The organism is Priestia veravalensis (genome assembly GCF_001457055.1).
GTDB lineage: Bacteria > Bacillota > Bacilli > Bacillales > Bacillaceae_H > Priestia > Priestia flexa.
In genome coordinates this window covers 1-11,420 of record NZ_KQ758712.1, presented here as the reverse complement: position 1 = coordinate 11,420, position 11,420 = coordinate 1, and the positions used below count along the sequence as shown (strand labels likewise).

The 11,420-nt window shown below is 38.1% G+C and carries 16 protein-coding genes and 1 rRNA gene; 2 read left to right on the top strand and 15 right to left on the bottom strand.

Annotated features, from left to right (window positions below; translation table 11 throughout):
* Both AS180_RS19645 and AS180_RS22915 read right to left on the bottom strand, forming a co-directional pair.
* Positions 1 to 284 (bottom strand): 16S ribosomal RNA (locus AS180_RS19645); the annotation flags it as partial.
* Between the two features lie 249 nt (positions 285 to 533).
* A complete protein-coding gene (locus AS180_RS22915) occupies positions 534 to 707 on the bottom strand; it encodes a hypothetical protein (protein WP_153301109.1) in 174 nt (57 codons plus the stop codon).
* Positions 708 to 850: 143 nt separating this feature from the next.
* Between AS180_RS22915 and pdaB the strand changes: the two genes are divergently transcribed.
* Positions 851 to 1,615 (top strand): polysaccharide deacetylase family sporulation protein PdaB, encoded by a 765-nt coding sequence (pdaB, locus tag AS180_RS19640; RefSeq protein ID WP_062687375.1) that lies wholly within the window; start codon positions 851 to 853, stop codon positions 1,613 to 1,615.
* Positions 1,616 to 1,632: 17 nt separating this feature from the next.
* Here the strand turns inward: pdaB and AS180_RS19635 are convergent, their stop codons facing one another.
* Entirely contained in the window at positions 1,633 to 2,256 is a 624-nt protein-coding gene (locus tag AS180_RS19635) for a KinB-signaling pathway activation protein (RefSeq protein WP_025909762.1), read from the bottom strand.
* Positions 2,257 to 2,401: 145 nt separating this feature from the next.
* On the opposite strand from AS180_RS19635, the gene gerD reads away from it, so the two are divergent.
* Complete coding sequence (gene gerD / locus AS180_RS19630; RefSeq protein ID WP_062687374.1) at positions 2,402 to 3,043, top strand: spore germination lipoprotein GerD; 642 nt, start codon at positions 2,402 to 2,404, stop codon at positions 3,041 to 3,043.
* On the opposite strand, the gene AS180_RS22910 is transcribed toward gerD, so the two are convergent.
* From AS180_RS22910 to AS180_RS19575, 12 genes are all read right to left on the bottom strand, one after another.
* A complete protein-coding gene (locus tag AS180_RS22910) occupies positions 2,927 to 3,253 on the bottom strand; it encodes a hypothetical protein (protein WP_139109241.1) in 327 nt (108 codons plus the stop codon). The two genes, gerD and AS180_RS22910, sit on opposite strands and share 117 nt — an antisense overlap.
* Positions 3,254 to 3,366: 113 nt before the next feature.
* Entirely contained in the window at positions 3,367 to 4,431 is a 1,065-nt protein-coding gene (locus AS180_RS19625) for an Mrp/NBP35 family ATP-binding protein (RefSeq protein WP_025909760.1), read from the bottom strand.
* A gap of 77 nt (positions 4,432 to 4,508) precedes the next feature.
* Complete coding sequence (gene cwlD, locus AS180_RS19620) at positions 4,509 to 5,231, bottom strand: N-acetylmuramoyl-L-alanine amidase CwlD (RefSeq protein ID WP_062687373.1); 723 nt, start codon at positions 5,229 to 5,231, stop codon at positions 4,509 to 4,511.
* 55 nt (positions 5,232 to 5,286) lie between these two features.
* Complete coding sequence (locus AS180_RS19615) at positions 5,287 to 5,718, bottom strand: DUF2521 family protein (protein ID WP_025909758.1); 432 nt, start codon at positions 5,716 to 5,718, stop codon at positions 5,287 to 5,289.
* A 122-nt stretch (positions 5,719 to 5,840) separates the two neighbouring features.
* Positions 5,841 to 6,233 carry a 30S ribosomal protein S9 gene (rpsI, locus tag AS180_RS19610; RefSeq protein WP_025909757.1) on the bottom strand — a complete coding sequence of 131 codons (393 nt, stop codon included), beginning with the start codon at positions 6,231 to 6,233 and terminating at the stop codon, positions 5,841 to 5,843.
* A gap of 20 nt (positions 6,234 to 6,253) precedes the next feature.
* A complete protein-coding gene (gene rplM / locus AS180_RS19605) occupies positions 6,254 to 6,691 on the bottom strand; it encodes a 50S ribosomal protein L13 (protein WP_025909756.1) in 438 nt (145 codons plus the stop codon).
* 153 nt (positions 6,692 to 6,844) lie between these two features.
* Positions 6,845 to 7,585, bottom strand: coding sequence for a tRNA pseudouridine(38-40) synthase TruA (gene truA, locus AS180_RS19600; RefSeq protein ID WP_025909755.1), 741 nt, complete (start codon positions 7,583 to 7,585; stop codon positions 6,845 to 6,847).
* A gap of 18 nt (positions 7,586 to 7,603) precedes the next feature.
* The gene (locus tag AS180_RS19595; protein WP_025909754.1) at positions 7,604 to 8,401 is read right to left on the bottom strand and encodes an energy-coupling factor transporter transmembrane component T family protein; all 798 of its coding nucleotides are present in this window, start codon (positions 8,399 to 8,401) and stop codon (positions 7,604 to 7,606) included.
* Positions 8,398 to 9,267 carry an energy-coupling factor ABC transporter ATP-binding protein gene (locus tag AS180_RS19590; protein WP_062687372.1) on the bottom strand — a complete coding sequence of 290 codons (870 nt, stop codon included), beginning with the start codon at positions 9,265 to 9,267 and terminating at the stop codon, positions 8,398 to 8,400. Before AS180_RS19590 ends, AS180_RS19595 begins: the two co-directional genes overlap by 4 nt.
* Positions 9,243 to 10,082 carry an energy-coupling factor ABC transporter ATP-binding protein gene (locus AS180_RS19585; protein WP_025909752.1) on the bottom strand — a complete coding sequence of 280 codons (840 nt, stop codon included), beginning with the start codon at positions 10,080 to 10,082 and terminating at the stop codon, positions 9,243 to 9,245. Before AS180_RS19585 ends, AS180_RS19590 begins: the two co-directional genes overlap by 25 nt.
* A gap of 116 nt (positions 10,083 to 10,198) precedes the next feature.
* Positions 10,199 to 10,561, bottom strand: coding sequence for a 50S ribosomal protein L17 (rplQ, locus tag AS180_RS19580; RefSeq protein ID WP_025909751.1), 363 nt, complete (start codon positions 10,559 to 10,561; stop codon positions 10,199 to 10,201).
* A 46-nt stretch (positions 10,562 to 10,607) separates the two neighbouring features.
* Positions 10,608 to 11,420 (bottom strand): DNA-directed RNA polymerase subunit alpha (locus tag AS180_RS19575; protein ID WP_062687371.1); only part of this gene is annotated, 813 nt, incomplete at its 5' end.

Genomic DNA, 11,420 nt, shown 5'->3' with positions numbered 1-11,420 from the left:
CCTTGGTGAGCCGTTACCTCACCAACTAGCTAATGCACCGCGGGCCCATCTGTAAGTGATAGCCGAAACCATCTTTCAATTTTCTCTTATGCAAGAGAAAATGTTATCCGGTATTAGCTCCGGTTTCCCGGAGTTATCCCAGTCTTACAGGCAGGTTGCCCACGTGTTACTCACCCGTCCGCCGCTAACGTCATAGAAGCAAGCTTCTAATCAGTTCGCTCGACTTGCATGTATTAGGCACGCCGCCAGCGTTCATCCTGAGCCAGGATCAAACTCTCCGAAGAAATGTTTGACTTGCTCATAAAAGTTTAAAAAAATTAACGTTGACGTTTTTCGCTTTGTTCAGTTTTCAAAGTTCAACCGTCGCTTAGAAGCGACTTTTTTATATTAACAAGTTGAAAGTAACTTGTCAATACTTTTTTTACTTTTTGTTATCGCTCACTTGCGACATTTAATAATTTAACAGATATAAATAAAAAGGTCAATACTTTTTCGAAACTTTTTTATCAACTTTGTTTCCGGCTAATGATTAGTTAACTTGTACGCATTAATAATCGTCTTAGTAATACCTGTCTTTCTTTAATAACACGAGCAATAAACGGGTTAGATTCATATGTATGAGTCTGTATAGATAAATCTTTTAATTCTTTTAATAAAATAGTTTGCAGCTCTACTATTTCTTGTTCATTCAAAGATAACCTTCTCACGTATAACACCTTTTCTTGTTTATTCTAACCATCGCTGGCAACTTTATATCATCTTTTATAAGAACCGATGATTATTTGTTATTTATCTTTCACACTTTGCATAGAAATTAGACAAGTACTACTTAATTAAATGAGGTGAAAACGTGAATGGATTTTATACAATAAAAGCTAAACGCTTAAAACAAACCATGATTATTGTTTTATCAGCTTTGTTTACAAGCTTCTTCCTTTATGCTCAACATATGTTTGACTATCCCGTTTTCTCAACGGACGATGGACCACGGGCTGTTTATAAGGCTGAAGAAAAAGATTTAGAGGTAGCCTTAACTTTTAATATCAGCTGGGGAGACGAACGTGCTGTTCCTATTTTGGATGAACTTAAAAAACAAAAGATCAATCAAGCCACGTTCTTTTTATCTGCTTCCTGGGCAGAACGTCATCCAGATGTTGTTGAAAGAATTAAAAAGGAAGGCCATGAAATTGGAACCATGGGATATGATTATAACTCCTATACTTCTATGGAGCCAAACGAAATTAGGCAAGATTTAGCGAAATCACAGAAAGTTTTTACCTCTTTAGGTATTAAGGAAGTAAAACTTTTGCGTCCACCTAACGGACATTTTAATAAAGATATTCTAAAACTTGCAAATAAGATGGGGTATACAATTATTCACTGGAGCATTGACTCAAAAGATTGGACAAATCCAGGTGTTAAAGAAATTGTATCAAATACAACTAAACCATTACATGGTGGAGACATTGTATTACTGCATGCGTCCGATTCAGCTCAGCAAACTGCAGAAGCACTCCCTTATATCCAGCACTCTTTACAGTCTAAAAAAATATCAAACGTGACAGTCTCTACTCTTATTTCTAATACAAAAAGTGATATTCAAGATGTTAAATAAAAAACAACCGGGGGCTATTAGCCGCTGGTTGTTTTCACTACTTTTGTGTTTGCTGTTAATTTAGGTAAGATCAAAAGCTGATATGTATTACAAATTAACAAAGGAAATAGCATTAAATACAGCCAGCTTTCTTCATTGGTACGAAGTGCAGGAAACCATTCCACTGTCGTAATTACAACAATAAAGAATAGAGCCGGCACAAAAGCCTCTTTTTTCGTGCTTTTAGCCTTTAGGTATGCTACCACTAAGCCGTACACCAAAACAAAAATACTAATTAAAAGGTAGCTCAGCATAGATTCTCCCTCTTCAGCAAAAAAGCGATAGCGAAAATAAACTAAATCAAATAGTACAAAAATAATTAACACCAATTGTACGCTTGACCATAAGGATAATGAACGAAAAATCCCAATCCCAAATCGATGAATCGTTAAATATGCAAAAAAACCCATCTGACTAATAAGGCTAAAGATAAAGCCTACACCGATTAGCCACGTTAAAATTGATAAGATCTCTGCTACTTCTCCACCAGCAAATAACTCTTTGTACTCATTCCATCTCACCGCAAAACCAACGATAGATGTGCTAAGCCCACCTACTATTAAGGTTGATAAAAAAAGTCGAACCCAATTGCGACTATTCACGCTCATCCCCCCATAAAACCGTTAAGTAATCCCTTTCATAAATTGTACCAATCGTTTTTTAAAAAATCTAGAGGTGAGCAATGAATAAAAAATGCTCATTATCTCATATTAAGCGTAAGCGTATGTTGAAAGGAGCCCATCATCTATGAAAAAGCTACTCTTGCTCCTCTCTTATGTAGGGATATGCATGTTTTCATTAACTGCCTGTGCCCCTCAAGACGAGGAAAGTAACGGGATGGATTACGATCAAACAAAGAAAATGGTTGTTGATATTTTAAAGACTGATGAAGGAAAGAAAGCCATTGAAGCTATTATGGATGATCCTACACTTCGAGAGAACCTCGTGATGGATCAAGCAATGGTTAAAGAAACAATTTCTGAAACGTTGACTTCAGATACTGGCATTGAATTTTGGAAAAAAGCCATGAAAGATCCAAAATTCGCTGAGAGCTTTGCTAAAAGTATGGAAGCAGAGCATGAACGAGTATTAAAGCAGCTTATGAAGGATCCTGATTACCAAGCCATGCTACAGGACATTTTAAAAGACCCAGCAATGGAAAAAGAACTGTTAACCGTACTTAAGAGTAAAGAATACCGCACTCATTTACAGAAAGTAATGAATGAAACATTCGAAAGTCCTCTTTACCAATCAAAAATTCAGGATATCTTATTAAAAGCTGCTGCAGAAAATTCTGAACAACAAGGTCAAAAAGGTGAAAATAGTGACGAAGGCTCTTCTGAAGAAGAATCCGTTGACGCTGAAGAACAAGAACAAGAACAAGATTAAAAAAAGAGTTTGAGACATAACAAAATGATTGCTTCTAAAAGACGAACACTCGCTGTTCTCATCTCTTTGGTTTGTCAGAACACGTTCGTTCCATTGCGCTACGGCCACTCGCTTTCCGCGGGGAGGAACCTGAGCTTCCTCGCTGCGCTGCGGGATCTCCGTTTTCCCTCTCTTTCCCGCAGGAGTCGAGTATCCTACGATCCATTCCACCCTGTTTCCAACATTGTTTGCACAATCAACAAAAAACCTGAACGATTGAAAGTGAGGAGCTCTCAACCGTTCAGGTTTAACATTGGCTGAATTACTGATGTCCCAGCCTCTTTTTAATTATAGACGTTTTGTTCGCAAATATCCGCGACTTTTTGAGCGATTTCTTTATACACTTTCCCTAAACGATGAGACTTGTCATACACAGATGGAGCAAAGTCTTCTTCATTCCAATCTGGTTGACTTAAAGGAAGCTGGCCTAATAGCTTGGTTTGAAGTTCTTCAGCTAATTTTTGACCGCCACCTTTTCCAAATACATATTCCTTCTCACCAGTCAACTTACTCTCAAAAAAGGACATGTTTTCAACCACTCCAATTACTTCATGATCCGTCTTCAATGCCATTGCGCCGGCTCTTGCTGCAACGAATGCTGCAGTTGGATGTGGAGTCGTAATAATAACCTCTTTACAAGATGGAAGCATTGAATGAATATCTAATGCAATGTCACCTGTCCCTGGAGGTAAATCTAATAATAAATAATCTAATTCTCCCCATTCAACTTCTGTAAAGAAGCTTGTCAACATTTTACCAAGCATGGGGCCACGCCAGATAACTGGTGAATTATCCTCAACAAAGAATCCCATTGAGATTACTTTAACCCCTAATCTTTCTACAGGAATAATACGTTCTCCTTGTACCGTAGGACGCTGTGTAATCCCCATCATATCCGGAACGCTAAATCCGTAAATATCAGCGTCAATTAAACCTACTTTTTTTCCTAAACGTGCTAGAGATATCGCTAAATTTACAGAAACCGTTGATTTCCCCACGCCACCCTTACCACTCGCAACTGCGATAAATTGCGGAGGGTTAAGACTCGTAAGTAAGTTACCATCGTTCTTTTGCTCAGCGCGAAATGGTGCTAATTCTTCAGGAGTAAATTCAATAAAGCGAATTCCTACTGTTGCAGCACCAATTTCTTTTAGTTTTTCAACGATAGTTGATTGTAATGAAAGTTGTTCGCTCGTACCTGTTTTAGCTACAGCAACTTTTACACTAATATGCTTTTTCTCTTCTTTGATTGAAATTTCTTTAATTGCATCTGTTTCGTTTAATGATCTGTTTAAAAATGGATCTACAATTTCCCCTACTGCATCTTTTACCTGTTGTTCCGTAAGCATATTCCCACCACCATGTTAAAAGTCATTTTCCACTTTTAGTATACCATACTCTAATACATACAAGGTTACATGTTACCCTATTTTGCTTTTTCACCTGCAAAATAGCGACTTACTCCTTCATAGATAGATTCTGATACCTTTTGCTGATACTTTTCAGTTTCTAACAGCTCACGTTCAGAAGGATTGGATAAAAACCCGACTTCAACTAAGGCACCCGGTGGATCTGCATGCTTTAATAAGTAGAGAGTTTGCATGACTTTAGCTTCTCTTGTTGTGTTCTCTAGGTTTGCTTTTAGTTCATTTTGAATTAACTTCGCTACTTGTTCATTCTCTTTTAAAGAACCATGGTAAAACGTTTGAGCACCTTTCCAAGCTGGAGATGGAATAGCATTAAGATGTATGGTTAAATACAAATCTGCATTTGATTCATTAATGATATCAAGTCGCTTTTTTAAATCTTCAACCTTACGCCTGCTATATCCTTTTGTTTCTTTTTTAGCTAAATCCTTGTCTGTTTCTCGCGTCAATATCACTAAAGCACCTTGTTCTTGAAGGTAATCTCTGAGTTCAAGTGACATTTTTAACGTAATATCTTTTTCCAACGTTTCTTTTCCACCAACAGCTCCACCGTCAGGACCTCCATGACCAGGGTCAATTACAATGATTTTCCCGCTTAGAGGCAAAGAGAAAGAGCCTGACGATACCTTGGTACCAAATTGATATTGAATGATAAATGCAATAACAACAAACGCTAATAGCCCGCTTATAATTTTTACTTTAGACAAAAAATCCCCTCCCATTCCCACATACCTATTTACTTCTATATGGGACAAGGGGGCAATTTATGATTATTTTTCAACTAAGGCGAAGACGATGTCTACGAATACCCGTTTCGTATCCTTCATTCCACCACTCTTCTACATAAGACTGGCACAGATAATAAAGGCTGTCCTTAGAAACTTCATTTGAAGCGGAACATAGTACTTCAAATAGCGTGTCTGCTAACAGTTTCTCTTCATTTACACTGCGCAGCTTTGATTGTTCTGCTGTTTCTCCCCAAGTGAAAAACTTACTTGTTCTTGCTCCTAGCAAAAACGATTCGATAGCAATATCCATACAGTACTCTTCAACGTGGTATTCGCTCATCACATGCCACTGAAAAATAGGTCGGAATGTTTTATCAGCTTTTCTGTGTAGTTCCTCAATGGACAAATCTCGTAAGATTTTGCGCTCATACTTCATTTCTTTTTCGTATCGCTTCTCTTTAAACGTGTTCGCTTCATACATAAATATGCAAGACTCCTTTTTCTCATATTGTCTACACAACCTGTAATCTCATTCATTAAAAGCTAAGACAATATAAAAAAACCCTCGGTCTTTGAGACCAAGGGCTGAAACGATAATAGAAATTAACGTTTTGAGAACTGAGGTGCACGACGAGCGCCTTTAAGACCGTATTTTTTACGTTCTTTCATACGAGCGTCACGAGTTAATAGGCCAGCGCGTTTTAATGTTACGCGGTATTCTGGATCAGCTTCTAATAAAGCACGAGAAATACCGTGACGGATAGCACCAGCTTGACCTGCGTAACCTCCACCATCAACGTTTACAAATACGTCATAGTTACCTACAGTTTCAGTTAAAGCAAGTGGTTGCTTTACTACTTCACGTAGTGCAGCGAATGGGATGTACTCTTCGATTTCACGACCGTTAATTACAACGCGACCGTTACCTGGTACTAAACGTACACGAGCAACAGAGCTTTTACGACGACCAGTTCCATAATATTGTACCTGTGCCAAGATAATAACCTCCTTATTAATTATCCGCGAAGTTCGTAAACTTCTGGTTTTTGAGCTTCATGTGGATGTGTGTTACCAGCATATACATGAAGTTTTTTGAACATTTGACGACCTAAGCTACCTTTTGGAAGCATGCCTTTGATTGCTAATTCAAGCATTTTTTCAGAGTAGTTAGTACGCATTTCTAATGCTGTACGTTGCTTTAAACCACCTGGGTGCATGCTGTGACGGTAGTAAATCTTGTCAGTTAATTTCTTACCTGTTAATTCGATTTTCTCAGCATTGATAAGGATAACGTTATCACCAGTATCAACGTGTGGTGTAAAAGTTGGTTTATGTTTACCGCGTAAGATAGATGCTACTTCACTAGCAAGACGACCTAAAGTTTTACCTTCAGCATCAACAACATACCATTTACGCTCTACTTCGTTTGCTTTCGCCATGAAAGTTGTACGCATGAGTTTCCCTCCTAATTTTCATCAATAATAAAATTATTTCAACCTTATATTTCAACACGATTAATTTCCGGGGCTAACCGTGGGGTTAAAATACATACCATATGATATATTATATGTTTACACTACTAATGTCAAGAAAATGTTACACCAGGTTTAGTTGTCATAGAAAACTTGCCACAAATAGAGCCCTTCCGCCGGAGCTGTTTTCCCCGCTAAAGGCCGTGATTTGCTCTCTAATACTGCTTTTATATCAACAGGATCTATTTTACCTTGTCCTACATCTAACAATGTACCAACAAGAATACGTACCATATTGTATAAGAAGCCATTTCCCTTAAACGTAAGTACAAGTTGGTTACCCTCTTCGACCAAATCTATATTATAGATTGTCCGCACCTTATCTTCCACTTCTGTTTTTGCAGAACAAAAACTCGTAAAATCATGAGTGCCGATGAGATAATGACTTGCTTCTTTCATCTTCATGTAATCAAGCTTATAAGGATAGTGGTATGCATAATAACGAGTGAAAGGATTGCGATTTTCCTGCCTATCAATATAATAACGATACTCTTTCGCCTTCACATTGAAACGAGCGTGAAACTCAGAATCGACTTCACTTACATACTTAATTACAATATCATCTGGGAGCATTGAATTCAATGCTTTTTTCCACTTATTGAGTGGAATATTTAGGTCTGTATCAAAGTGAATAACTTGACCTTCAGCATGAACCTGTGCATCCGTTCGACCAGATGCATAAATGGTTATTTTCCTTTTATGCATCTGTGTTAAAACCTTCTCTATTTCACTTTGAACTGTTCGTTTCTCCGGCTGTACCTGATACCCAGCAAAAAGAGAACCATCATACGCCACGATACATTTTAAGCGTTTCATTTTTTTCACCAAACCAGTTTAATTTCGAATAAATAATAGACCCACGGCTAAACAAACGAGCGTAATCAGCATAATGGTATCAGCTGCTCCCCAGGTTAGCTGTCGATACTTTGTACGCCCTTCTCCCCCTCTATATCCTCTAGCCTCCATTGCAATGGCTAGCTCTTCAGCTCGCTTAAACGAGCCAATAAAAAGTGGGACAAGCAACGGAACTACTGCTTTTAGTCGATCCATAATAGGTCCGCTACTAAAGTCGACACCACGAGCTGTTTGAGCCTTAATAATTTTATCTGTTTCATCCATTAAAGTAGGAATAAAGCGTAATGATATAGACATCATTAATGCTAGTTCATGAACAGGGAATTTTAGCTTCTTTAAAGGGCCTAGTAAACTCTCAATACCATCTGTTACTTGAATTGGCGTTGTTGTTAACGTCAGCAAAGTGGTAATTAAGATTAAAAATAAAAAGCGCAGAGATATTAATAAACCTTGAATAACTCCACCTTGATGGACAGATAAGAAGCCTAATTCAAGCAAGACAGGTCCTTCTTTAGTCATAATGATATGCAAGATAAACGTAATAATAATAATCCATATAACCGGCTTTAAGCCTCGTAGGATAAATGAAAATGGAACCTTGCTCATAAAGACCAACAGGGCTGTATAGGCTCCTAGTAACACATAACCACCTGCATTATTAGCGAGGAAAACGATTAGGATATAAGCAAATACGAGTAAAAGCTTAGCTCGAGGGTCCATTCTATGAACAACTGACTCCCCCGGGACATACTTCCCTATAATCATGGAATTCATCATGGCTTCTCACCCTTTAACATTAATCCTTGTACCTGCTGAATAACCTCTTGAAAAGTGAGGGGAACCTGATTATCTCTACGCTTGAATTTTTCTTGTAGCTTTAAGGAGAAACGAAGCGTCTCGGGAACCTGTAGTCCGTATTCATTTAATTTCTCATATTGACTGAATACTTCTTTAGGCGTACCTTTAATAGCAATAGTTCCTTTATTCATAACCAAGACTTCATCTGCATACATTGCAGCATCTTCCATGCTATGAGTAACCAGAATTGTTGTAAGGCCCTTTTCTTTATGAAGCGTATAAAGCATATCCATAATCTCTTTTCGACCTCTTGGATCTAAACCTGCTGTTGGTTCATCTAAAACAAGAACTTCAGGTTCCATTGCTAAAATTCCAGCAATAGCTACCCTTCTCATTTGCCCTCCACTCAAATCAAATGGAGAACGCTGCAACATATCTTGTGATAAGCCTACTAATTCAATTAGCTCTCTTGCTTTTTTCTGTGAATCTTCCAAGCTTGCTCCATAATTCATTGGCCCAAAGCATATATCCTTCTCAATTGTTTCTTCAAACAGCTGATGCTCTGGAAACTGAAAAACGACTCCTACCTTTTGACGAATCGGCTTTAATTGCTTTTCCTTACGGTTAGATTCTATGGTACGAGCTCCGATTGTAATGGAGCCAGACGTAGGCTTTAAGAGAGCATTTAGATGCTGAATAACCGTTGATTTACCAGAACCCGTATGCCCGATTACTGCTAGAAACGTCCCAGATTTAATAGTGAGGTTTAAATCATGGAGCGCCATGCGTTCAAAAGGAGTATTTAGTTGATAACGATGCTCTACGTTTTTGAATATAATGTCCATAGTTCGTTCACCAAGTCCTCATCCGTTAAATGAATTTTTGATAGCGGAATGCCTAAAGATGCAATCTTTTCACTTAGCTTCACTGAAAATGGTAAGTCCAAGCCAATTCTCGTTAACTCAGAGCCTAAAGCAAAAATTTCCCTAGGTTCTCCACTCGCAAAAACTTTTCCTTTGTTTAAAACAATTACACGATCAGCCATAGCTACCTCATCTAAATCATGAGTAATGGAAATAACCGTGAGTTTTTTTTCTTCTTTTAATTTTCGAACAGTTTCAAGTACTTCGGTTCTACCTATCGGATCTAACATTGAAGTAGCTTCATCTAAAACAATAATATCTGGCTGGACTGCTATAATACCTGCAATAGCCACACGCTGCTTTTGGCCTCCAGATAAGGAATGTGGCTCTTGATTAACATAATCGCTCATATTGACGAGCTGAAGAGCTTCAGGAATACGCTGAGCCATTACCTCGTATGGAATACCGTTATTCTCTAAGCCAAATGCAATATCGTCTTGTACAGTAGAGCCTACAAATTGGTTATCAGGGTTTTGAAACACCATTCCAATCTGTTTACGAATTTCCCAGATAGTATCAGCATCAAGAAACGTATCCATCACTTTAACACATCCAGATTCCGGAAGAATCAAACCATTTAAAATTTTTGCCAGCGTTGATTTACCCGAGCCATTATGCCCCGCAATTGCCAACCATTCACCTTTATAAGCAGAGAAACTAATTTGATCGAGTGTTAGATCATCATTTGACTCATAGCGAAAACATAAATTCTTTACTTCAAGTGATGTCTCTTTCAACGTAACGATCCCTCTAATCTTTACTCTTCATATAAAAAGGTTGAAGAGTTAATGGTATAAAAAAAGGGCAACGACTAGTTTCAAACTGTCTCGCCCTTTTCCACATGTATAAATTATTAAACTAATTCAATGATAACGACTGGAGCACCGTCACCACGGCGTGGTCCAACTTTTAAGATACGAGTGTAACCGCCTTGGCGATCTTCATATCGAGTAGCGATATCGCTGAATAGTTTTTGTAATGCGCTTTGGTTAGCTTCTTCGTTAGCTACTTCATTACGGATGTAAGCTGCAGCTTGACGACGAGCATGTAAATCTCCACGTTTACCTAAAGTAATCATTTTTTCAACAGTTGAACGTAACTCTTTAGCGCGAGCTTCAGTAGTTTGGATACGCTCGTTGATGATTAAATCAGTTGTTAAATCACGAAGAAGCGCCTTACGTTGTGCGCTTGTACGACCTAATTTACGGTAAGACATGTGAGGTCCCCTCCTTTGTTAAGTAGTTAAACAGATTAATAAGATATCAATCGTCTTTACGTAAGCCTAAGCCCAGCTCTTCAAGTTTAGCTTTCACTTCTTCTAAAGATTTGCGGCCTAAGTTACGAACTTTCATATCTTCTTCTGTTTTGTTAGCAAGCTCTTGTACAGTGTTAATGCCTGCACGTTTTAAGCAGTTATAAGATCGAACAGATAAATCTAGTTCCTCGATAGTCATCTCAAGAACTTTTTCTTTCTGATCTTCTTCTTTTTCTACCATAATCTCTGCTTTTTGGGCTTCATCAGTTAAGTTAACAAAGATGTTTAAGTGCTCAGTTAAGATCTTTGCACCTAAAGCTACTGCTTTTTCTGGCTCGATGCTTCCATCAGTCCATACATCAAGTGTTAACTTATCATAATTCGTCATTTGCCCCACACGAGTATTTTCTACATAATACGAAACACGCGTAACAGGAGTATAAATAGAATCAATTGGAAGAACTCCAATTGGTTGGTCTTCACGCTTGTTTGCATCGGCAGGATTATAACCTCGACCAGTGCGAGCAGTTAGTCTCATACGGAAATGAGCATCTGATTCAAGTGTAGCAATATGAAGATCTGGATTTAGAACTTCAATATCACTATCTGCTTGAATATCAGCAGCCGTGACAGTACCAGGACCTTTAACATCAATCTCAAGAGTTTTCTCTTCATCAGAGTAAATCTTTAACGCCAATTTCTTAACGTTTAAAATGATGTTTGTTACATCTTCAACAACCCCAGGGACTGTTGAGAATTCATGTAATACACCTTCAATTTGAATAGATGTTACAGCTGCACCAGGGAGTGAGGATAATAG